Raw genomic sequence first — 20,848 nt, 5'->3', positions numbered from 1 at the left:
GCCTGTATCCCGAAAGATACCCCATATTCTGATACCAGGATGTTTCCCAAGACAAGTCCTGTCTCATTTGCCGGATTTCAGGCCCTTGGAAAAGCCTGCCTGTACCGGGCCCGCAGCTGCTCGATGGAGACGTGGGTGTAGCGCTGGGTGGTCCTCAGGGAGGAGTGACCCAGCATCTCCTGAACCTCGCGCAGGTCGGCTCCCCCATCCAGCATATGCGTGGCGGCCGAGTGCCGCAGGGCATGGGGGGCGATGTCGGGCACCCCGGCCTGACCGGCCGCCTGGTGGACCACCTTGCGGACCTGACGCTGACCAACCCTGCCGCCCAGCTGACCCAGGAAGAGGGCCTGACCTGCCTTGCGGGCCGATTTGGCCGTTGCGCCTGCCAGGACCGGTCGCCCCTCCCCCAGCCAACGGTCCAGAGCACGATCGGCGGGCAGGCCATAGGGCAGGACCCGCTCCTTGGACCCTTTGCCCAGGACCTTTACAGTTCGGCTGTGCCGGTTCACGTCATCCAGGTCCAGTCCGCAGAGCTCGGCCACACGCATGCCCGTGGCGTAGAGCAGCTCCAGCATGGCCGCATCCCGCACCTGCAGGGCCGCCTGAACCTCCTGGTCCTCCCTGGGCTCGACCGGATCCTGGTCGACGGTATCCATAAGGTTGCGGGCCTGGTCGTGCGTCAGGATTCGTGGCAGGTGCTCGGACTGCTTGGGGCTGCTCAGGGCCAGGGTCGGGTCGGTCTTGATGCGGCCGTGCCGGCTCAGCCAGCCGAAGAAGGACCTCAGTGCGGCTGTCTTTCGGGCCATGGTCGAGCGGGCGTGGGTGGCGGCTTCGTGAGCCAGCCAGGACCTGATGGTGGCCAGGTCGATCTGCGCGGGATCATCGATGCCATGCAGATGCATCAGGTGCAGAAAGCCCGCCAGGTCGGCCCGGTAGGAGCGGACGGTATTGGGACTCTTGCCTGCCACCCGGGAAAGATAGTCGGTGAAGTCCTGCAGATCCTGGTCCACTACGGGCGCTCCCTTCGCTTGGCTGTGCAGCATGTGCAATACAGTCTAGGCGCTTTCGCCCTCGTCGCAGCCGCAGGCGATACTGACCCCGGAGGTGGATGGCCATGCGTTTGCCAGCAACCATACCGGCCGGAGCACGGCTGGTGGTCAGGATTGCCCTGGGATCGGACCCGGAAGACGGAAGGCCCAAGTTCCGCGACTACGTGGGCCATGTGGTCGACTGGGACGGACATCGGCTGATCCTGGACAGGGACCCGGTGGCCAATGGGTCGCGTCCCGGGGAACGTGTGACCCTGCAAGCAGGAGACATGGTGGCACTGAAGCCGGTCCCGGAACGCCGTTCGCCCCGCCCGGACCCGCCTGATCTCAGTCGATGACCGGGGGGTGCAGCACCCGGGCCCGGCTGGTGGTCAGGAAGGCCGAGACCTGCTCGCCGCGCAGGGCTGAATCCAGCAGCTCCTGACGCCAGTTGCCCCCCTGCGGATCCAGCTCAAGGTCGGTGGTGGGCGTCTGCTCCTGGTCGCCCAGGGCGGCCTTGTAACGCCGGAAGGGGTCCGCCTGGAGGAAGAAGTCCTGGCGCTTTTTATCGGCCGCCGGCTCCTGGTCCCGCAAGAGGGAGGCCATGCCCTGCAGATTCTCGACCAAGTCATCCAGAAGGTCGGCCACCTGGTCGGCGTTCTCCTCCACCATGGCCCGGGTCCGCTCAGGATCGGTCAGGGCCACCCGGGTCATGTCACGCCAGGATCCGGCCGCCAGGGCCGAGGCCACACGGCGGTCAGGCGATGTGGTCAGCATGTTGGCCAGGGCGGTGGCCACCACATGAGGCATGTGCGAGATCAGTGCCGCAGCCCGGTCATGGGTGGCATCGTCCAGGGCGATCAGCCGGTTGCCCAGCCCCTGGGTGACCATGTCGGCCACGGTCAGGAAGCGGCTGTAGTCCGTCTGCTCATCGACGCAGAGGGCCCAGAGGGCATCTTCCAGGAGGGCCGGATCCGAGTCTTCGTAACCGGAGCCCTCGCTGCCGGCCATGGGATGGGCACCTACATAACGATCGGCCAGACCGGCCTGTTCGACCTGCTGGCGGACCGGACCCTTGACACTGCCCACGTCGGTCAGGGTGGTGCCCCGGGTCAGCACCGGAGCCAAGGCCTTGAGCACCTCGGGCATGGCCCGCAAGGGGGTGGCCAGCACCAGCACGTCTGCTTTGCCCTTGGCCAGCTCTTCCAGGGTGTCCACGCAATGGATCCCCTGGCTGCGGGCCTGCTCATAGGGACGGTCATTATGGTTCCAGGCGATCACGAACCGTCCCCGGGCAGCCAGACGGCGGGCCAGCGATCCGCCGATCAGGCCCAGCCCTGCCACGGCGATCTTGTGGGCCGAGGTCAGCACCGGTGAGGCGGCCATGCCTGCCATGGGGTGCATGTGCTCGGGACCGGACAGATCCATGTGTGGGAAGGGCGCGGATTCATCTACCATAACAACTCCTTGCTGATCGTCTCGGAATCGGGGTCCTCACCCCGGAAGGCCCCCGCCCTGGGCAGCATCCATTCACGGATGGGGGGCGCTGGATGCGGGGTGCGCGGATGGACCGCCAGTGTCTTGAGCCAGTCCCCCTTGTCCAGCAGGTCGGCCAGCACCTGATGCAGACCCTTCTGCCATGGTGCGGCGTCGATGCTGGCTACGAAGCTGTAGGTCCCGTCGTGCCCCTTGATGGGCCGGGACATGAATGAGGTCATGTTCAGGCCCGCATCGCGCAGGCGGTCCAGCAGGTTGGCCAGCACGCCCGGTCCGGTGTTCAGGGGAATAAAGGTGACGATGGACTCGAAATCCCCGCCCGGCGCCAGACGCCGTGCCAGCCGGGCGGCCTGCTCCCGGGGAGCCAGCAGCAGGAAGTCGGTGCGGGCCCCCTGATAGTCCTGCACCTCGCGCCGGTAGGTCTCCAGTCCGTAGAGGCTTCCGCAGATGCGCGGCCCGAGAGCCACCTGGTTGGGGCCCAGATCACGACAGGCAGCGGCGTTGGAGTTGGCTGTCACCGGATTGAGGCCGGTCTCTTTGATGAAGCCCTTGCACTGGGCCAGCCCATGGGGATGGGCAGCGACCTGGTCCAGGGGGCCATGGTCGGTCCGGACGAAGGCGTCGAAGACGATGGGCAGACGGACCATGCCAAAACCCGCTACCGCCTGGGCGTCGATCAGGGCGTCCATGTTGGGCACCACATGGCCCTCCACGTTGTTCTCCCAGGCCAGCACTCCCCAGCCTCGACCCTCCTCCACGGCAGCCACGATGCCAGCCGCATCTGGGCAGGGGCACAAGTCAGCCTTGCAGTCCAGCCTTGTTGCCATGAGGTTGGCGGCCTCAAGGGCGGCCTGATGGGTGAAGGTTCCCTCGGGACCCAGGAAGTACAGGGGAACCCGGTCGGGCACAGTCGCCGGCCTTTCTGACGAATCCTGACTCATGCTGACCGCCCCTGACGGCGCAGGGGGCCGTCGGCAAACCAGGAGGCCGGCAGGCAGATGGCCAGGGTCTGGATCAGGACCAGCCCGCCCATCCAGAGGAAGACCGCATACTTGGCAAAGAATGTAGGGAAGTTGGCGTAGGGCATGAGCACATCGCCGCCCGGCCCCCGCATGGAGAGCAGCCAAACCATGACCGTCGAGGCCACCAAGTGCAGTGCCAGACCCATGGTGCCGCTGTCGCAACGGACCCACCAGGCGGCCAGGGCCACCAGCAGATAGGCCAGGACCATCCCCCAGGGCAGACCCTGAGCGGCCCCGGAGCGCTGGACCAGGGTTCCCAGCACGCCCACCGCCAGGCCGATGGGCAGGCCCAACAAGCAACGGAAGGGGCTCGCCATGCCTGACTCCCCGGTCGAATGGGTGGGGGCCTGGTCCTTGGATTTGGAAACCTGAGACTTCATGGGTTCAAGACTAGTCCGACCCGGTCACCGTGGGGCGGCCGGGTCGGTCTGATCTGCTTGTGAGAGCGGGTTTACTTCTTGTTGGCCCTGCGCTGGCGGGCGTTCCACTTGTACCAGGCATCCCTGTCCAGGATGATCTTGCGCACGCGGATGGACTCGGGAGTCACCTCCACGCACTCGTCATCGTTGGCGAAGTCCAGGGACTCCTCCAGGCTCATGTCGATGGGCGGGGTCAGGGTCTCCAGCACATCGGCGGTGGAGGAACGCATGTTGGTCATGTGCTTCTCCAGGGTGATGTTGATGTCCAGGTCGCCGGGCTTGTTGTTGATGCCCACGATCTGTCCCTCGTAGACCGGCGACTGGGGCTTTACGAAGAACTCGCCACGGGCCTGGAGCTTCTGCATGGCGTAGGGGCTGGCCTTGCCCGAGCGGTCGGAGACCATGGATCCGTTCTGCCGGGTCTTGATGTCGCCCGCCCAGGGGGCGTAGCCGGCGGAAATTGACGAGGAGATGCCGGTGCCGCGGGTGGCGGTCAGCAGGGCGGTGCGGAAGCCCAGGAGGCCACGGGAGGGCACAGTGAACTGCATCCTGACCCAGCCGGAGCCGTGGTTGGTCATGGTCTCCATGCGGCCCTTGCGATCGGCCATGAGCTGGGTGACCGCGCCCATGTACTCTTCGGGCACGTCAATAGTGTCGGACTCCATGGGCTCCTGAATCTTGCCGTCCACGGTCTTGGTGACCACCTGGGGACGGCCCACAGTCAGCTCATAGCCCTCGCGGCGCATCTGCTCGGCCAGGATGGCCAGAGCCAGCTCGCCACGACCCTGGACCTCCCAGGCATCGGGCCGGTCAGTGGGCAGCACCTTGATGGAGACGTTGCCGATCAGCTCGCGGTCCAGGCGGTCCTTGAGCATGCGGGCGGTCAGCTTGTGATCCTTGCCTTCGGTGCCGGCCAGGGGCGAGTCGTTGGTGCCGAAGGTCATGGAGACGGCCGGATCGTCAACGTGAATCAGAGGCAGGGGGCGGGGATCGTCCTGGTCGACGATGGTCTCGCCGATCATGATGTCTTCCACACCAGCCACAGCCACGATGTCACCGGGGCCAGCCTCGTCCACCGGCGAGCGCTGCAGGCCCTTGGTGCGCAGAATCTCGGTCAGCTTGAAGTTCTCGATGGACCCGTCCACGCGCGACAGGCCGTACTGGCGGCCCTTGTTCAGGGTGCCGTTGTAGATGCGCACTAGACCCAGACGGCCCAGGTAGTCGGAGGCGTCGATGTTGGTCACATGGGCCTGCAGGGGGGCACCCTCCTCGTACTCCGGGGCAGGGATGTTGGTCAGGATGGCCTCGAAGAGGGGTTCCAGATCGTCGTTGTCGGGCACGGCGCCGTCGGCAGGCTGGTTGACTGAGGCCTTGCCGGCCTTGGCTGCGCAGTAGATGACCGGCAGGTCCAGGAGGGAATCCAGATCCAGGTCCACTCCCTCCTCGCTCACATCCTGGGCCAGGCCCAGAAGCAGATCGGTGGTCTCGGAGACCACTTCGGAGATGCGGGCATCGGGGCGGTCGGTCTTGTTGATGACCAGGATGACGGGCAGCTTGGCCTCCAGGGCCTTGCGCAGGACGAAGCGGGTCTGAGGCAGGGGCCCCTCGGAGGCGTCCACCAGCAGGACCACACCGTCGACCATGGAGATGCCACGCTCCACCTCGCCGCCGAAATCAGCGTGGCCGGGGGTGTCCACCACGTTGATGGTGATGCCGTCGGGCTCGCCCAGCTTGGCTGCCAGCGGACCTGTGTACTTGACGGCGGTGTTCTTGGCCAGGATGGTGATGCCCTTCTCCTTCTCCAGGTCGTTGGAGTCCATGACCCGGTCGGGCACCTCCTCCCGCTCGGAGAAGACGTGCGACTGCTGCAGCATGGCGTTGACCAGGGTGGTCTTGCCGTGGTCAACGTGTGCCACAATCGCCACATTTCGTATATCGCCGCGTACCGCCATCAAAACCTCATTCTCGTGAATGCTATCCATGCCTCCACCGGCTTGTCTGCCGGCTGGCTTGGTCCAGGAATTGGACAAACAGAGACAAGTGTAACCGCCTTGTGTGACAGGCGTTCACTCCTCCTCGCCCTGGGGTGAACCTTGGGCCGAATCCAGGGATTGGGGCTGTTCAGACAGCTCCTGACGGGCCTGGGCCAGAGCCGAGTCCTCGTCGGGCAGGAAGGGAGCCAGGGAGGGCAGATCATCCAAGGATTGCAGGCCCATCCGCTCAAGGAAGAGGTCGGTGGTGACCAGCAGCGCGGCATGGGTCTGCTCGTCCAAGCCCTCCTCGCGTACCAGGCCTCGAACCAGCAGGGCCCGGATGACCCCATCCGAGTTGACCCCACGGATCTGGCCCACCTGGGCACGGGTCATGGGCTGGCGGTAGGCCACGATGGCCAGGGCCTCCAGGGCCGCCTGGGAGAGCCGAGCCGTCTGGCCATCCTTGACGAAGGCCGCCACCACGGGCTGGTAGGCAGCCCGGCTGGTCAATTGCCATCCCCGGGCGGTCCTACGCAGTTCGAATCCTCGGTCGTTATAGGACTCGGCCAGCGATTCCAGGGCGGCATTGACCGGGCCCGGATCCACAGCCAGCACCCGGGAGAAGTCCTCTGCGGTCAGCGGCCGATCCGTGGCCACCAGAATGGCCTCCAGACAGGCGGCCAGTCCGCCCGGAAAGTCCTGTACGTCGAAGTCCACATATTCGGGACGGGTGTCGGGAGCCGAGGTTTGGCTCATGCGAAGTCCCCCTCACTGATCAAGGCCGTTTCCGGCTCCTGGGTAGGCCCAACCCAGCGCAGGTAGAGCGGCTGGTAGGGGCCATCCTGACGGTACTGGATCAGCTCCTGCCTAAAGAAAATCAGCACGGCCAGGAATCGGGCCACCACCTGCGCCCGGCCCTTGGAGGAGGCGACCAGATCGGCGAAGGCCACCGGTTGCCCAGGCTGTACCAGCAGGGCCTGGCGAACCTGGTCAGCCTCCTTGTTCAGATCGACCAAGGGCACGTGCAGCTGGTCCAGACGAACCTGGGAGGCCGGAGCGTTGACCAAGGCGTTGGCGCAGAGCAGGGCCAGATCCTCCGGCTTCAGGGTCCAGACCAGATCAGGCAGCAGATGGGCCAGCTCGGGCTCCAGATGGCCGGGATGCGGGTAGCGGCCCGAGTTGGCAGCCAGCCTGGCACGAAAGTCCTGCCCCGCCTGCTTGAAGGCCCGGTACTGCAACAGCCTGGCGAAGAGCAGATCACGCTCCCGAAGAGCATCCATGGAAGCCTGGTCGCGCATGGATTCGTCCTCCACAGGCAGGAGGGCAGCGCTCTTGGCCTCGACCAGCACCGAGGCCACATCCAGAAAGGCACTGGCCTGGTCCAATCCCTGACTGAAGTCCAGGGTGCGCACATAGTCAAGAAACTCCCCGGTGATGGAGGCCAGGGAGACCTCCGTCAGTGAGAGCTTGCGGTTGGCCAGCATGCCCAGCAGCAAATCGAAGGGTCCCTGGTAGACATCCAGGTCGACGGCGAAACCGTCCGCTGATCCGCTCACGCCACGATGCCGCGGGCGATCAGCTCCCGGGCGACCTCCCGATACTCCTTGGCCGTCTTGTGCTCGGGGGCGAACATGGTGATGGGTTCGCCGGCCACCGTGGCATCGGGCAGCTTGATGGACCGGCTGATGATAGAGTGCAGGACCTTGCCCTTGAAGGCCTCGTAGATGCGCTGAAGCACCTCGTCCGAATGCAGGGTCTTGGTGTACATGGTCACCAGCACCCCGTAGATCTGCAGGTCAGGGTTGATGCGGCTGCGGACCTTCTCTATGGATTGCATGAGCAGGGCCACGCCGCGCAGGGCGAAGAACTCGGCCGCCACGGGAATAATGACCCCATCCGCAGCAGTCAGCGCGTTGACGGTCAGCAGGCCGAGCGAGGGCTGGCAGTCGATGATGATGGCGTCATACTCCTGCCGCAGGGGCCGGATGGTGGCCGCCAGGGCCTGCTCACGGCCGACCTCGGTGACCAGCTGAATCTCGGCGGCCGACAGATCGATGTTGGCCGGGATGATGTCCAGACCGTCGAAACGGGTGTGCCGAACCACCTCGTGAACATCCAGGGAGGTGTCGAACATGGCGGTGTAAATGGTGTTATCCACGCTGTTGGCATTTATGCCCAGACCCACGGTGGCCGCGCCCTGGGGGTCGAAGTCCACGATCAGCACCCGTCGCCCGTACTGGCACAGGGATCCGGCGATGTTGATGGATGAGGTGGTCTTGCCCACGCCGCCCTTTTGGTTGCACATGGCGAGAACACGGGCCGGGCCGTGCTGTTTCAAAGGCTCCGGGGCGGCGAATGTCTCATACTCGCGCCCTAACAAATCCGTAGGCATGCTTCTACCCTATCAAGTTTCCGACCGCATTCGCGGGTTGGCGGGTCAGCGAGCGCGAGGATGGGCCGTCTGGTAGGTCTCCATCAGGGCCTGGGGGCTGACGTGTGTGTAAATCTGGGTTGTGGTCACCGAGGCGTGGCCCAGCAGCTCCTGAACCGAACGCACATCGGCGCCTCCCTCCAGCAGATGAGTGGCGAAGGAGTGCCGCAGGGTGTGGGGGTGCAGGGGTCTGTTCAGGCCCGCCCGGCGTCCGGCATCCCTGACCACCTGCCAGACGGTCTGCCTGGTCAGCCTCTTGCCCCGCTTGTTGAGGAAGACGGCCCGCAGCTCCCTGCCCTTGGTGGCCCGATCGCACAGGCTGGACCGTCCCATATTCAGGTAGGCCTGCATGGCCTGGCAGGCGTAGGAGCCCATGGGCACCAGACGTTGCTTGTCGCCCTTGCCGGTCAGTCGGACCACCCGCTCGTTAAGGTCCATGTCCTCCAGATCGGTGCCGACGGCCTCCGAGACCCGGCAGCCGGTGGCGTACATGAACTCCAGCAGGGCCTTGTCCCGCAGGACCACCGGATCCTTGGATCCGCCCATGGCAGCCACATCCAGCAGCCGGGCCACCTGGTCCACGTCCAACACATCGGGAAGGGCCGAGGTGCCCTTGGGAGCCTTGACGGTGCGAGAGACATCCTGGTCGGTCACCCCCTGCTTGAGGGCGAACCGGTGCCACTCATGGACGGCGGCCATCCTTCGGGAGCGGCTGGCTGGACTTTCATCGGCCAGATGGGCCAGGAAACCCTCCACATCGGCGGTCTGGATCTGTTCCAGATTGGTGATTCCACGACCGGATAGCCAATTGATGTACATGGTCAGATCGGACTTATAGGCCTTGACCGTGGCAGGGGCTAGACCCCGCTCCAGCCCGGTATAGGCCAGGAACTGATCCAGCAGGGCGGTCAGCCCCTCCTGATGATCACCGTCCACTACCGCTTAACCTCCGGTTCTCTTCATCAGTGCTGGTCTGTAGGCCATATTCTAATGCCCCGCTCCCCTGTTTCCATGCTTCCGACGCGCTCGGTATTGCCGCGACCGCTCAAGAGACCTCCCGGATCAGCCCTTGGATCCCCTCTTGCTGAAGAATCCGTCGGTAGGGTCCAGCCTCCCTGCTGATGATCCTGTCGATGGCATGCATGCCCAGCAGCTCCACCGGTGCATTGTCATCGGTCAATATCCTCCCCTTTGCATCCTCAACCGTGCTCAGATTGGAGCTGACCTGCTCCATCATCCGGGATAGGTCCGGATCAGGGCTGACCCTGACGGCAGCCTCCGCCAGCAGGTCGGAATGCGGATAGTCTCTCATGGCCGCCTTCTTGCCTTGGTTATCTCCTTCTGATCCCAAGAAATCGTCGGAAACGGGGCGGCGCGCAAAGAGCTCGCGGTTGGTGGTCCGAGGCACGTCGGCCGTCAGAATGGCGTCGGATCCGAAGACCCTAGTGATGGTGTTGGTCAGGGCTGCATTGATGGACCCCTGACCGTCGTCGATCATGTTCATGTTGACCACCATGACCCCGCCCGGATTCAGGTGATTCCTGACCAGGGTGAAGAACTCGGTGGAACTCATCTGGAAGGGGATGGTGATGTCCTGATAGGCGTCGACCATAATCAGGTCGAAGCGCTGGCCACTGGCTGCCAGCCAGGCTCGCCCGTCGTAGGTGGAAACCGGAATATCGGCGGGCTGATCAAAATACTTGGTGGCCAGGTCACTGATGGTCCGGTCAATCTCCACCCCCTGGATGGCCATCCGAGGATAGTACCGCCTCAGTTGCCGGGCGTAGGTCCCGGTCCCCATGCCCAGGATCAGAGCCGAGCGGGCCTGATCAGCCATGAGCGGTGCCGCCAGGGCCGTGTCGTAGTACATGCCGGTCATCCCGGGGTGCTTCATGGTCACCGACTGAACGCCGAAGAGGACGTTGGTGGACAGGATGGTTCTGTCCGCCAGGGTTTTGACCTGCAGGTAGTTGTAGATGGACTCGCCCTCGTAGGTCAGGCCCTTCTCCCAGAAGGCGAACCCCGTCATCGGCGACAGGGCGGCCGAGACCACAAAGGCCACCGTGGCGATCAGGCAGGCCAGGCGGTGGGCATGGGAGGAAAGGAAGTAGACCAAGGCCACCAGGAGCAGTATCCCGGAGAAAATCAGGAAGGTGACGAAGGTCCCCACGGCCGGAATGGTCACAAAGGTGGGCAGGAAGGTGCCCAGGATGGATCCCACGGTGTTGCAGGCGCTGAGCCGGCCGACCACCGAAGCGTTGTCATCCAGGGAGTCGGTGGCGCTCTTGACCAGACCTGGGGTGATGGTGCCCAGGAGGAAGAGGGGCGGAACAAAGATGATCAAGCAGGAGATGAAAGCCGCCAGGACCAGGAAGTTGGTGGAGACGGCCACAATCAGCAGCCCCGAGATCAGGATGATCAGATACTTGCCGACCAGGGGGATCAGGGCAATCCAGACGGCCGCGGCCATAATGCACAGGTAGAGCCTGTCCGGGTCGGGGTTCCGGTCGGCCCAACGGCCGCCGACGACGGCGCCTAGGGCCAGGGCGATCATGATGGTCCCGATGATGATGGTCCATACGATCTGAGAGGACGAGAAGTAAGGTGCCAGCAGCCGGGAGGCACCCAGCTCAGCGGCCATGACGGCCATTCCCGAGAAGAACTCCGTCACATAGAGAAAGATCCGCGAGCGAAGGATGGGCCGTGGCTTATTGATTCTGGCTGGCTTGGGTTTACCGCTACCAGGTGATGGACTGGCTTCACCTGCCGCTTCTGTCGATTCTGCCGAGACAGCCGATGCGTCTAGGCTGTGATCATCGTTCATGGCGGCTCCCGGCATCATTGTCGTCAATCAACTTACCGTCCCGCTGAGGAATGGTCAAATATGCAAAGAACCCCGCCAAGGCGAGGTTCTTGAAATGCGGTGTTCGGGTCCGCTGATCAGGCAGCGACCGGAGCGTTCACATCGGCAGGCAGGGCCTTCTTGGCCTCAGCCACGATGGCGTTGAAGGTGTCGATGTCGTTGACAACCAGGTCGGCCAGGGCGCGACGGTCCAGCTCGATGCCGGCCAGGCGCAGCCCCTGGATGAAGCGGTTGTAAGTGATTCCCTGGGCGCGGCATCCGGCGTTGATGCGCTGGATCCACAGCTTGCGGAAGTCACCCTTGCGGGCCTTGCGGTCCCGGAAGTTATATGTATATGAATGAAGCAGCTGCTCCTTGGCCTTGCGGTAGAGACGAGAGCGCTGGCCACGGTAGCCTGACGCCCGCTCCAGGACGACCCGACGCTTCTTATGCGCGTTGACTGCCCGCTTGACTCGTGCCATAGATATTCCTCAGCTTTCTAAAATCTCACTCGACGCGACAGCACCCGCTCAGCGGGCCAGCATCCTCTTCATGTTCTTGGACTGGGTCGGAGCGAGCACCTCGTCAGTGGACAGGTGACGACGCTTCTTGGCCGACTTGTGCTCCAGATTGTGGCGCATACCGGTCCCGGCGTGCATGAGCTTGCCCGAACCCGTGGCCCGGACGCGCTTGGATGCGGCGGAGTTACTTTTCATCTTCGGCATTGCTGCCCTCCTTGGATTTCATCTGCTTGGGAGAAGTATTGTTGTCGGCCTTGGCAGCCAGATGGGCCGCCTGACGGGCCTTGCGCTCGGCACGGGCCTGACCGCCCCGCCGACGCTGCTCGGACTGGGTGTGGACCTTCTTGCCCTTGGGCGACAGGGTCATGATGATGTTGCGCCCCTCCTGCTTGGGGGCAAACTCGATGGAGCCCAGATCCGCGACGTCGTCAGCCAGCTTGCGCAGGAGCTCCACGCCGCCGATGGGCCGGGACTGCTCGCGCCCACGCAGCATGATGGTGACCTTGACCTTGTCTCCGGCGGACAGGAAGCGGCGCACGTGCCCCTCCTTGACCTCGAAGTCGTGATCGTCGATCTTCAATCTGAAGCGGATCTCCTTGATCTCCGACATGCTCTGATTGCGGCGCGCCTCACGAGCCTTGATCTTCTCGTTGTATTTGAACTTGCCGTAATCAATGAGCTTGGCGACCGGGGGCTTGGCCTTGGGTGCAACCTCGACCAGGTCAAGGTTGGCCTCCTTGGCCAGGTTGAGGGCGACGGAGGTCGCAATGATTCCCACCTGTTCGCCGTTGGGCCCGATCAGGCGTACCTGAGACACTCGTATATCGTCGTTAATCCTTGGTTCGTCGCTAATGATGACTCCTTCTCAAATACCACAACATCCACTGCCAGGCGAAGAACCCATAGGTTTCGAACATGACCGTCGCCGCTGTATCGCAACGAAACCGCCAATACCTGCACCCTATGTAATGACGGCCAACCGTCATCGGCGCAGGTCGAACCCGAAGCCATGGAAGGCTCCCAGGTGGGATCATCCGCTTTCTTGATTTCTCAAGCCGTGTAGCAGTATAACACAGTCCTCGGGACAGACCCCTTATGCTTGGAGATCCAGCAGCTCAGGCTTGGTCCCGTCGTGGATGAAATAGACGTCATACCAGGTCAGGAAGGAGTAGACGGTCCAGATCTTGCGACGGGCGTCGTTGCGCTTGGCGTAGTTGTCGTCCAGCATGCGCAGCAGGGCCTCTTGGTCGAAGAACTCGGACACCCAGTCCTGTTCGAACATGCTACGGACCAGCCGGTAGTAACGCTCCTGATGCAGCCAGTCCCGGATGGGCACGGGGAAGCCCAGCTTCTCCCTGGCTGACCACTCCCGGGGAATATGGCGGTCAGCAGCCTTGCGGAAGGCGAACTTGGTGTTCTGATCAGTGATCAGATATTTGGTGGGCACTTTCTCGGCCACATCCATCAGCTTGCGGTCCAGGAGTGGCACCCGCAGCTCCAAGGAGTGGGCCATGGTCATCTTGTCGGCCTTGAGCAGGATGTCCCCGGGCATCCACTGATGGATGTCCAGGTACTGCTTCTTCTTGAGCTCGGACAGGCTGCGCCCCTTGAGCCGGGCATAGATTCGTCCAGTGATCTCAGAGACACGGGGGGCCTTGCGGTAGGCCGGCTTGAGCAGCCTGCCGGCCTCGTCCTCGTCGAAGACCTTGGCCTGGCCGATGAAGCTCTCCTCGGCGGGGGCCAGATTGGCGTACAGGTGCCAGGCCCCGTGGAAGTGCTTGCCCTTGGCCCAGCGTCCGATGGCATACCGGGCCTTGCGTGGCAGCCGCCCCAGGAGGCGGGTGACATCCTTGATGATGCGCGAGCGCGTATGCACGCCGTAGTCTACGTAACCTGCGAAGAGCTCGTCAGCGCCCTCCCCGCTCAGGACCACGCGCAGGTCCCGGCTGGCCAGCTCGGAAAGGAAGAAGAGCGGCACGCAGGAGGGGTTGGAGTCAGGTTCGTCCATATACCACTGAATCTGCGGGAAGTAGCTGAAGGCCTGGTCGCCGTCCAGGGACTCGGTGGTGTTATTGAGCTTGAGTATGGAGGCCAGCTCGCCAGCCTGGTCGGACTCGTTGTAGGTCCCCTTACCGAAGCCGATTGAATAGGTGTGCCGGGGGCGTGCCAGGGCTGCGACATAGCTGGAGTCCACCCCGGAGGAGAGGAAGGAGCCCACCTCCACATCGGCCACCTGGTGGGCCTTGACCGAATCCTGGACGGTCTGGTCGATGGAGTCGACCAGGTCCTTCAGATCCTGCTTGCTCTCGCCAAAGGCCGGGTCGTAATACTGGTGGATGTCCATCTTCCCGTCCCGGAAGGTGAACCAATGGCCCTCGGGAAGCTTGAATACGCCCTTGAAGAAGGTCTCGGGAAGCGCCGGGTACTGGAAGGTCATGTAAGGACGCAGGGCCTGGGTGTTGAGCTCCTTGTGGAAGTCCGGATGCTGCAGGAGGCTCTTGATCTCCGAAGCGTACATGAAGGTGCCGCCCATCTGGGCGTAATAGAAGGGCTTGATGCCGAAGTGGTCCCGGGCCCCGAACAGCTCGCCGCGTCCCCGGTCCCAGATGACGAAGGCGAACATGCCGCGCAGGCGGTTGACCACTTCGTGACCCCACTGCTCGTAGCCGTGCAGGATGACCTCGGTGTCGGACTCGGTGGAGAAGGTATGTCCCAGGTCGATCAGCTGACGGCGCAGTTCACGGTAGTTGTAGATCTCCCCGTTCATGGTGATGGCCATGGAGGAGTCCTCGTTGAAGATGGGCTGGTCGCCGCCCTGCAGGTCGATGATGCTCAGGCGCCGAAAACCCAGAGCCACCCGCCCATCAACGAAATGCCCCTCGTTGTCGGGGCCTCGGTGGGCAATGATGTCCGTCATCCGCTTGAGCACGGCCGTTTTTTCCTCGGCAGAGGTGTCGTTGACGAACCCAGCAATTCCGCACATTGGTATGACTCCTTATCGATCCACCAGCAGTCCACAATAGCTCAAAAGGACAACAGGAAACAGACGGGCCTCACTTATATGTGGACTACGCCGGAACCCCATGGGCGAGAAGCTCCGGCGTGTCACTGGAGGCAGAACGGTCAACGACCGGCTTGGTCTACCAGGGGCAGGTAGTCTCCGTAACCCTCCTGTTCCATCCGGTCCCGCGGCACGAACCGCAGGGCGGCGGAGTTCATGCAGTAGCGCTGCCCGCCACGGTCAGCCGGACCGTCGTCGAAAACATGTCCCAGATGGATGCCGGTCTGTGCCGTACGCACCTCGATCCGGGGCCGGCCCAGCAGCTTGTAGTCCTTGCGGTTGACCAGCAGGTCGGGATCGATGGGCTTGGTGAATGCCGGCCAGCCGCAGCCCGAGTCGTACTTGTCCGCCGAGGAGAAGAGCGGCTGCCCGCTGACTACATCCACATAGATGCCCGGGCGGAACTCCCCGTCGTAGGCGTTGGTGAAGGGCCGTTCGGTGGCCGAGTGCTGGGTGACCTCGTAGCTTTCAGGATCCAGGGACCAGATGCGCTCGATGTAGCGCTGGCGGGAGGCGGCGTTGGCGATGGCCTCCAGAGGAATGTGGCAGTATCCGCCGGGGTTCTTGAGCAGGTAGTCCTGGTGGGACTCCTCAGCCGGATAGAAGTTGATCAGAGCCTCCACCTGCACAGCGGGATGACGGCCGGTCCTGCCCTCCAGCTCCTCCAGGGCGCGGCGGAAGACGGGCTCCTCCTGCTCGCGATGCTCGGGATCCCAGTAGAGGCCGCTGCGATACTGCCTGCCCCGGTCGTTGCCCTGCCGATCCACCGAGAAGGGGTCGATCAGATCCAGCAGAAGCAGGGTCAGGGTCCGCAGACTGACCGTCTTAGGATCATAGGTCAGTCGCACGCTCTCCACGGCGTCGGTGACACCGCTGCAAACCTGCTCATAGCTGGGGTTGGGCACTGTGGACTGGGCGTATCCCACCTGGGTGTCGATAATCCCGTCCACCTCCTGGAAGAACCGCTCAATGCCCCAGAAGCATCCCCCCGCCAGGACGACCGTGGCCGGGTTGTTGGTCGAAATCTTGTTCTTGTCCATGATTCCTCCTCGCATACCGGTGCCTATCGCTAGGTTCAACAGGAGCGGGAGAGCCCCTATTCCGCTCCTGCCCCGTCTTGACAGCCTTCTCACATTGTCGACTGGCCTATCCCCGCGGCGCGAGAGGGGATTATCATTGCTGACCATTCCCTAAAAGAAGTCAGGAGGCGGGTCATGCTGCGAGCGCAGGAAGAGGCCGACGAAGACACGGAGTCCTCCGGAACCATCCTGGACTCCCTGGCTGCGGCCTTCCCACGGACTCTGCCCATCATGGCTGGTTTCCTGGTGCTCGGGATCTCCTATGGTTTTCTGATGACCAGCCGTGGCTTCCCGGTGATCTACCCGCTGGCCATGAGCGCCCTGATCTACGCCGGGTCCATGGAGTTCGTGACCGTGGACCTGCTCATGTCCACTTTCAATCCTTGGGGCGCGCTGATGCTGACCCTGATGGTCAATGCGCGCCACCTCTTCTACGGCCTGGCCATGCTGCCGGTCTTTCGAGGGACGGGCCGGAAGAAGCCCTATCTGATCTTCGGCATGTGCGATGAGACCTTCGCCTTGGAATCCGCCGATCCTCACCCGGCCGGGACAGACAAGGGCTGGTACCTCTTCTTCGTCACCCTGCTCAACCAGATCTACTGGGTGGGCGGCGCCACTCTGGGGGCTGTGCTGGGCAACCTGGCTAACTTCGACACCAAGGGGCTGGATTTCGTCCTGACCGCCATGTTCCTGGTCCTCTTTCTGGAGCAGTGGCGGCAGGCCGAGGCCCGCCTGCCTGCCATAATTGGTCTGCTGGCCTCCCTGGCCTGCCTGCTGGTCTTCGGGCCCGACCGGTTCATCATCCCGTCCATGGTGGTCATCCTGGCCATCTTCATCCTCTTGGACTTTCACAACCAGAGGGAGGCCTCATGACCACCACGCAACAACTGATCACCATAGGCATTGTGGTCCTGGGAACCATGGCCACCAGATTCCTGCCCTTCATCATCTGGCCGGAGGGGCGTCGGCCGCCGGCCCTGGTGACCAGGCTGGGGCGACTGCTGCCCGCTGCCGTCATGGGACTGCTAGTGGTCTATTCGCTCCGGCACACCAACCTGGTCGGAGGCGACCACGGGATCTACGAGGCCCTGGCTCTGCTGGTCACGACCCTGGTCCACCTGCGCTGGCGAAACATGATGGTCAGCATCGCCTGCGGGACCCTGACCTACATGGCCTTGGTACAGGGGTGGCTGACCTTCCTGGTCAGTCTGGCTGGTCTGGGATGATGGAGGCGCCTCCAAGGGACGAGCGCAGAAAGAAGACTCTTATGCAGGATGACGGTCAGTCGGGCGAGGCTGTCCAGGCACCGCTCTGCCGGATCTGGGGCGCCGGACAGTATTTCGGACAAGAGATGGCGCGCGGCGGACAGGCCTTGGTCATCGCGGCGGACGGCGGACTTGAGCCGGCCCTGGAGCATGGGGACGAACCCGAACTGGTCGTGGGCGACTTCGACTCCCTGCCCGCCGGCAGCCGAAAGCTGCGTACAGACATCCCCCGTCGGGTCCTGCCTGCCGAAAAGGACGACACGGACCTGCTGGCTGCAGTCAAGGTGGGCTGGCGGCGGGGCTGTCGACGATTCCTTATATATGGTGGCCTGGGCGGACGCATGGACCACACGCTGGCCAATCTGAACCTGATCCATCTGATCGCCGCCAGCGGGGGCCGGGCTGAACTCTGGGGCCAGGGAATGCTGGTCACGGCCCTCGGCCCCGGAAGCCTGGACTTTCCCGCCTGGGATTGCCCGCCCAGGTCCATGGTCTCCGTCCTGGCGGCCGATGACCAGGCTCTGGGCGTGGTTGAGCAGGGCCTCAAATACCAGACGGATGGCATGACCATGACCAACCAGCAGGTGACCGGCGTCAGCAACGAGTTCCTGCCCGGCGCACCGGCCCACATAGGCCTGAAACAGGGAACGGTGTTCGTCACCTACCCCACCTCGGCGCCCCAGCCGGTCTGGGGCACCAGACTGGAACCCAGGGCCGACCTGGGCTCCCTGGAGACCCGTCCCTCCCGGCGTCTGGCTTGAGCCTAGCTTTTGACTTCAAACTCCACTTTGGAAAGGAAAAACTATGACAGCATCACCTACAGCCCAGCACCCGCTCTTCATCTGCTACAGCCGCTGCTCCACCTGCGCCAAGGCGCGCACCTGGCTACGTGACCACAATGTGGACTTCACCGAGCGCGACATCAAGGAGGACCGTCCCACCCAGGAGGAACTGACCGAATGGCTGAAGCTGAGCGGACTGCCCGTTCGACGATTCTTCAATACCTCTGGTCAGGCCTATCGCAGCCAGGGCTTAAGCAAACGCCTGCCACAGATGGACACAGAGCAGGCTCTGCAGCTGCTGGCCACCGACGGCATGCTGGTCAAGCGTCCCATCCTGCTGGATGGTCGGCGTGTCCTGGTCGGATTCCGTCAGCAGCAGTGGGAGGATTGGCTGGTCGATACGAACGAAAATTCTCACAATTCATGATCGTTTTGTTGCGCAAACAAACAACAAAACCTACCAATTTTTTTGTTCGTTTTTTCCTTGGCAGAACCCGCGTTATCGCTTGCTATAAGTACACAGGGTTCTATAAACTATGAGATGTTATCAGTAATCGGCCATATACGGTCCGGTAATTTTTGTGCTGTATACGGCCAATCTCCAAGGGAGAATTGAATGACAGTAAAGATTGGCATCAACGGATTCGGACGTATCGGTCGTCTGGCCTTCCGGCGCATCTTTGAGCTCCAGGCCCGTGGCGGTGACGCCTCCAACATCGAGGTTGCCGCCATCAACGATCTGACCACCCCGGCCATTCTGGCCTATCTGCTCAAGTACGACAGCACCCAGGGCACCTTCCGTCACGACGACGGCACCAATGTCTCGGTCACCTCTACCGACACCGCCATCGTGGTGGACGGCAAGGAGATTCCGGTCTACGCCGAGAAGGACGCCAACAACATCCCCTGGGTCAAGAACGACGGCGTGGACTACGTGCTGGAGTGCACCGGCTTCTACACCTCCTCCGAGAAGGCCCAGGCCCACCTGAACGCCGGAGCCAAGAAGGTCCTGATCTCGGCCCCCGCCAAGGACGACACCACACCCACCGTGGTCTACGGCGTCAACCAGGAGACCCTGAAGCCCTCCGACAAGATCATCTCCGCCGGCTCCTGCACCACCGGCTCCCTGGCCGCCATGGTCAAGATGCTGGATGACAACTTCGGCATCCGCATCGGCTACATGACCACCATCCACGCCTACACCGGCTCCCAGATGCTGCTGGACGGCCCCAAGGGCAACAAGCCGCGCAACACCCGCGCCGCCGCCATCAACACCATCGAGCACTCCACCGGCGCCGCCAAGGCCATCGGCAAGGTTGTTCCCTCCGTTGACGGAAAGCTGCAGGGCCATGCACAGCGTGTGGCCGTTCCCTCCGGCTCTGTCACCGAGCTGACCTGCGTCCTGGACAAGAAGGTCACCGTCGACGAGATCAACGATGCCGCCAAGAAGGCCTTCGAGGGCAAGGACTACTTCGGTTACAACGACGAGGGTATCGTCTCCTCCGACGTGATCGGCGACACCCACGGTGGCATCTTCGATCCCACGCAGACCGATGTCAACACCTACGGTGACGACCAGCTGGTCCGCACCGTTGCCTTCTACGACAACGAGTACGGCTTCACCAGCAACATGATCCGCACCCTGCTCTACTTCGCTGAATTGGGCGACTGAGCATCCGGCCGGTTTATCCGGCCATAGCGATTATGGGGTCCGCCTCCCTACGGGGGCGGGCCCCTTGCTTATCATCAGCGCTTCCGGGTGAGCGCCCGCATGGCCAGGTCGCAGACCAGCCCGACGATCATACCCGCCAGAAAACCGATGGCCATTACGGCCAGAGGGTTGTTTTCCAGCCAGGAAGCGGCCAGGTACCCCAAGGTCCACATGTAGATGGACCAGAGCAGACCGGCCAGGGCAGCCAGGGGCAGGTAACGGCTGAGCGGATACCTCGCCGCCCCGGCAGTAAGGTTGACCACGGTCCGGCCCGAAGGCACGAACCGAGAGGCCAGCGTGAAGAATCCGCCCCCCTGCAGCAGGGCCCGATGTGCCCATGAGGTCACAGCCTTGCCTGCGGCACCACGAAAGACGGCCAGACGATTCAGCGGAATCATCCTCCCCAGCCCATAGGTGCAGGCGTCGCCGCCTGCGAAGGCCAGGGCGCATACCAGAAAGACCAGCACGGGCAGGGGTCGCCCCGAGGCACGAAAGGCCGAAGCCGTAGCCAGGACCATGAGCTCCGTGGGTATGGGAATGATCAACGCATCCAAAAAGGCAGCCAGAAAGAGCACGGCCAGCCCCCAGCCGCCCGTCACCGCATCGAGCAACCAGGCATTGACAGCGGTCATGGACCACCCTTTCCGCGCAATGGCGTCAAAGACACCCCTCAGCCTACCAAAACGGTCAGTACCTTAGCATGGAGTCATGAGCAAGAAGAAGCGGGCGGACTCGGATGCCGCGACCCCGGCCATGGCCCAGCTGGAGCGTCTGGGAGTTCCCTTCACCATCCACGAGTATCAACACAATGCCGACCACATGGACCAGGGGTACGGCATCGAGGCCGCCAAAAAGCTGGGCCTGGATCCGCGCACGGTCTACAAGACCCTGATGGCCGACACGGGCAAGGAACGGGTCATCGGCATTGTTCCGGTGACCGGCCACCTGAACCTCAAACATCTGGCGGCTGCCGTGGGCGCCAAGAAGGCCCGCATGGCCGACAAGGCCCAGGCAGAACGAGAGAGCGGATACGTCCTGGGAGGCATATCGCCTTTCGGACAGCGCACTGCACACATCACCGTACTGGATCAAGGCGCCCTGGAATTCGACACCATCATGGTCTCCGGCGGCAAGCGCGGCATCAGCCTGGGTCTGGACCCGCGGGATCTGATCCGTGTTCTCAAGGCCAAGACCGCCCCGCTGGCCACCGACTGAGA

Annotated in this window: 23 protein-coding genes; 7 read left to right on the top strand and 16 right to left on the bottom strand. The window is 63.2% G+C overall.

Going from position 1 to position 20,848, the window contains the following annotated elements; genetic code table 11:
• Positions 1–77: 77 nt before the first annotated feature.
• The gene (locus tag CI601_RS04820; protein WP_395948001.1) at positions 78–1,043 is read right to left on the bottom strand and encodes a tyrosine recombinase XerC; all 966 of its coding nucleotides are present in this window, start codon (positions 1,041–1,043) and stop codon (positions 78–80) included.
• Between the two features lie 71 nt (positions 1,044–1,114).
• Here CI601_RS04820 and CI601_RS04815 point away from each other — a divergent pair, with 71 nt between their 5' ends.
• Positions 1,115–1,387 carry a DUF6725 family protein gene (locus CI601_RS04815; RefSeq protein ID WP_121914802.1) on the top strand — a complete coding sequence of 91 codons (273 nt, stop codon included), beginning with the start codon at positions 1,115–1,117 and terminating at the stop codon, positions 1,385–1,387.
• Here CI601_RS04815 and CI601_RS04810 read toward each other — a convergent pair.
• The 14 genes from CI601_RS04810 to msrB form a co-directional block, all read right to left on the bottom strand.
• The gene (locus CI601_RS04810; RefSeq protein ID WP_183129787.1) at positions 1,377–2,414 is read right to left on the bottom strand and encodes a prephenate dehydrogenase/arogenate dehydrogenase family protein; all 1,038 of its coding nucleotides are present in this window, start codon (positions 2,412–2,414) and stop codon (positions 1,377–1,379) included. The two genes, CI601_RS04815 and CI601_RS04810, sit on opposite strands and share 11 nt — an antisense overlap.
• 65 nt (positions 2,415–2,479) lie before the next feature.
• Positions 2,480–3,466, bottom strand: coding sequence for a prephenate dehydratase domain-containing protein (locus CI601_RS04805; protein ID WP_121914521.1), 987 nt, complete (start codon positions 3,464–3,466; stop codon positions 2,480–2,482).
• Positions 3,463–3,927 (bottom strand): alcohol dehydrogenase, encoded by a 465-nt coding sequence (locus CI601_RS04800; protein ID WP_121914520.1) that lies wholly within the window; start codon positions 3,925–3,927, stop codon positions 3,463–3,465. The genes CI601_RS04805 and CI601_RS04800 overlap by 4 nt, the downstream gene beginning before the upstream one ends.
• 71 nt (positions 3,928–3,998) lie before the next feature.
• On the bottom strand, positions 3,999–5,918 hold the full coding sequence (typA, locus tag CI601_RS04795) for a translational GTPase TypA (RefSeq protein ID WP_121914519.1): 1,920 nt from the start codon (positions 5,916–5,918) through the stop codon (positions 3,999–4,001).
• A gap of 114 nt (positions 5,919–6,032) precedes the next feature.
• On the bottom strand, positions 6,033–6,695 hold the full coding sequence (gene scpB, locus CI601_RS04790) for an SMC-Scp complex subunit ScpB (protein ID WP_121914518.1): 663 nt from the start codon (positions 6,693–6,695) through the stop codon (positions 6,033–6,035).
• Positions 6,692–7,495: a ScpA family protein gene (locus CI601_RS04785; protein ID WP_121914517.1), complete on the bottom strand. Its 804-nt coding sequence runs from the start codon at positions 7,493–7,495 to the stop codon at positions 6,692–6,694. The genes scpB and CI601_RS04785 overlap by 4 nt, the downstream gene beginning before the upstream one ends.
• Complete coding sequence (locus CI601_RS04780) at positions 7,492–8,331, bottom strand: ParA family protein (protein ID WP_024627161.1); 840 nt, start codon at positions 8,329–8,331, stop codon at positions 7,492–7,494. The genes CI601_RS04785 and CI601_RS04780 overlap by 4 nt, the downstream gene beginning before the upstream one ends.
• A gap of 45 nt (positions 8,332–8,376) precedes the next feature.
• Positions 8,377–9,306: a site-specific tyrosine recombinase XerD gene (gene xerD, locus CI601_RS04775; protein ID WP_121914516.1), complete on the bottom strand. Its 930-nt coding sequence runs from the start codon at positions 9,304–9,306 to the stop codon at positions 8,377–8,379.
• A 109-nt stretch (positions 9,307–9,415) separates the two neighbouring features.
• A complete protein-coding gene (locus CI601_RS04770; RefSeq protein ID WP_259465321.1) occupies positions 9,416–11,194 on the bottom strand; it encodes a spermidine synthase in 1,779 nt (592 codons plus the stop codon).
• A 116-nt stretch (positions 11,195–11,310) separates the two neighbouring features.
• Positions 11,311–11,694, bottom strand: a complete 384-nt coding sequence (rplT, locus tag CI601_RS04765) for a 50S ribosomal protein L20 (protein ID WP_015021618.1) — start codon at positions 11,692–11,694, stop codon at positions 11,311–11,313.
• Positions 11,695–11,742: 48 nt separating this feature from the next.
• Positions 11,743–11,937, bottom strand: a complete 195-nt coding sequence (gene rpmI, locus CI601_RS04760; protein ID WP_024627165.1) for a 50S ribosomal protein L35 — start codon at positions 11,935–11,937, stop codon at positions 11,743–11,745.
• Entirely contained in the window at positions 11,918–12,589 is a 672-nt protein-coding gene (gene infC / locus CI601_RS04755; RefSeq protein ID WP_029676114.1) for a translation initiation factor IF-3, read from the bottom strand. Before infC ends, rpmI begins: the two co-directional genes overlap by 20 nt.
• A gap of 237 nt (positions 12,590–12,826) precedes the next feature.
• Positions 12,827–14,716, bottom strand: coding sequence for an asparagine synthase (glutamine-hydrolyzing) (asnB, locus tag CI601_RS04750; RefSeq protein ID WP_121914515.1), 1,890 nt, complete (start codon positions 14,714–14,716; stop codon positions 12,827–12,829).
• A gap of 140 nt (positions 14,717–14,856) precedes the next feature.
• Positions 14,857–15,834: a peptide-methionine (R)-S-oxide reductase MsrB gene (gene msrB / locus CI601_RS04745; RefSeq protein WP_121914514.1), complete on the bottom strand. Its 978-nt coding sequence runs from the start codon at positions 15,832–15,834 to the stop codon at positions 14,857–14,859.
• A gap of 174 nt (positions 15,835–16,008) precedes the next feature.
• Between msrB and CI601_RS04740 the strand changes: the two genes are divergently transcribed.
• The 5 genes from CI601_RS04740 to gap all read left to right on the top strand — a co-directional run bounded on the left by CI601_RS04740 (position 16,009) and on the right by gap (position 19,592).
• The gene (locus tag CI601_RS04740) at positions 16,009–16,746 is read left to right on the top strand and encodes an AzlC family ABC transporter permease (RefSeq protein WP_183129764.1); all 738 of its coding nucleotides are present in this window, start codon (positions 16,009–16,011) and stop codon (positions 16,744–16,746) included.
• Complete coding sequence (locus CI601_RS04735) at positions 16,743–17,099, top strand: branched-chain amino acid transporter permease (RefSeq protein ID WP_121914513.1); 357 nt, start codon at positions 16,743–16,745, stop codon at positions 17,097–17,099. Before CI601_RS04740 ends, CI601_RS04735 begins: the two co-directional genes overlap by 4 nt.
• Before the next feature lie 41 nt (positions 17,100–17,140).
• On the top strand, positions 17,141–17,899 hold the full coding sequence (locus CI601_RS04730; RefSeq protein ID WP_183129763.1) for a thiamine diphosphokinase: 759 nt from the start codon (positions 17,141–17,143) through the stop codon (positions 17,897–17,899).
• Positions 17,900–17,942: 43 nt separating this feature from the next.
• Positions 17,943–18,347: an arsenate reductase family protein gene (locus CI601_RS04725; RefSeq protein ID WP_121914511.1), complete on the top strand. Its 405-nt coding sequence runs from the start codon at positions 17,943–17,945 to the stop codon at positions 18,345–18,347.
• A 189-nt stretch (positions 18,348–18,536) separates the two neighbouring features.
• Entirely contained in the window at positions 18,537–19,592 is a 1,056-nt protein-coding gene (gene gap / locus CI601_RS04720) for a type I glyceraldehyde-3-phosphate dehydrogenase (RefSeq protein ID WP_121914510.1), read from the top strand.
• Positions 19,593–19,666: 74 nt separating this feature from the next.
• On the opposite strand, the gene CI601_RS04715 is transcribed toward gap, so the two are convergent.
• Positions 19,667–20,263: a DedA family protein gene (locus CI601_RS04715; RefSeq protein WP_121914509.1), complete on the bottom strand. Its 597-nt coding sequence runs from the start codon at positions 20,261–20,263 to the stop codon at positions 19,667–19,669.
• A 76-nt stretch (positions 20,264–20,339) separates the two neighbouring features.
• On the opposite strand from CI601_RS04715, the gene ybaK reads away from it, so the two are divergent.
• The gene (gene ybaK / locus CI601_RS04710) at positions 20,340–20,846 is read left to right on the top strand and encodes a Cys-tRNA(Pro) deacylase (protein ID WP_121914508.1); all 507 of its coding nucleotides are present in this window, start codon (positions 20,340–20,342) and stop codon (positions 20,844–20,846) included.
• The last annotated feature ends 2 nt before the right edge of the window (positions 20,847–20,848 follow it).

The organism is Bifidobacterium sp. wkB344, from assembly GCF_003688305.1.
GTDB lineage: Bacteria > Actinomycetota > Actinomycetes > Actinomycetales > Bifidobacteriaceae > Bombiscardovia > Bombiscardovia mizhiensis.
This window is presented reverse-complemented; position numbering and strand designations above follow the sequence as displayed.

Coding starts and splice junctions, on each gene's coding strand:
- CI601_RS04820 (WP_395948001.1), bottom strand. CDS start 1,043: ATGCTGCACAGCCAAGCGAAGGGAGCGCCCGTAGTGGACCAGGATCTG.
- CI601_RS04815 (WP_121914802.1), top strand. CDS start 1,115: ATGCGTTTGCCAGCAACCATACCGGCCGGAGCACGGCTGGTGGTCAGG.
- CI601_RS04810 (WP_183129787.1), bottom strand. CDS start 2,414: ATGGCCGCCTCACCGGTGCTGACCTCGGCCCACAAGATCGCCGTGGCA.
- CI601_RS04805 (WP_121914521.1), bottom strand. CDS start 3,466: ATGAGTCAGGATTCGTCAGAAAGGCCGGCGACTGTGCCCGACCGGGTT.
- CI601_RS04800 (WP_121914520.1), bottom strand. CDS start 3,927: ATGAAGTCTCAGGTTTCCAAATCCAAGGACCAGGCCCCCACCCATTCG.
- typA (WP_121914519.1), bottom strand. CDS start 5,918: ATGGCGGTACGCGGCGATATACGAAATGTGGCGATTGTGGCACACGTT.
- scpB (WP_121914518.1), bottom strand. CDS start 6,695: ATGAGCCAAACCTCGGCTCCCGACACCCGTCCCGAATATGTGGACTTC.
- CI601_RS04780 (WP_024627161.1), bottom strand. CDS start 8,331: ATGCCTACGGATTTGTTAGGGCGCGAGTATGAGACATTCGCCGCCCCG.
- CI601_RS04770 (WP_259465321.1), bottom strand. CDS start 11,194: ATGAACGATGATCACAGCCTAGACGCATCGGCTGTCTCGGCAGAATCG.
- rplT (WP_015021618.1), bottom strand. CDS start 11,694: ATGGCACGAGTCAAGCGGGCAGTCAACGCGCATAAGAAGCGTCGGGTC.
- rpmI (WP_024627165.1), bottom strand. CDS start 11,937: ATGCCGAAGATGAAAAGTAACTCCGCCGCATCCAAGCGCGTCCGGGCC.
- asnB (WP_121914515.1), bottom strand. CDS start 14,716: ATGTGCGGAATTGCTGGGTTCGTCAACGACACCTCTGCCGAGGAAAAA.
- msrB (WP_121914514.1), bottom strand. CDS start 15,834: ATGGACAAGAACAAGATTTCGACCAACAACCCGGCCACGGTCGTCCTG.
- CI601_RS04740 (WP_183129764.1), top strand. CDS start 16,009: ATGCTGCGAGCGCAGGAAGAGGCCGACGAAGACACGGAGTCCTCCGGA.
- CI601_RS04735 (WP_121914513.1), top strand. CDS start 16,743: ATGACCACCACGCAACAACTGATCACCATAGGCATTGTGGTCCTGGGA.
- CI601_RS04730 (WP_183129763.1), top strand. CDS start 17,141: ATGCAGGATGACGGTCAGTCGGGCGAGGCTGTCCAGGCACCGCTCTGC.
- CI601_RS04725 (WP_121914511.1), top strand. CDS start 17,943: ATGACAGCATCACCTACAGCCCAGCACCCGCTCTTCATCTGCTACAGC.
- gap (WP_121914510.1), top strand. CDS start 18,537: ATGACAGTAAAGATTGGCATCAACGGATTCGGACGTATCGGTCGTCTG.
- CI601_RS04715 (WP_121914509.1), bottom strand. CDS start 20,263: ATGACCGCTGTCAATGCCTGGTTGCTCGATGCGGTGACGGGCGGCTGG.
- ybaK (WP_121914508.1), top strand. CDS start 20,340: ATGAGCAAGAAGAAGCGGGCGGACTCGGATGCCGCGACCCCGGCCATG.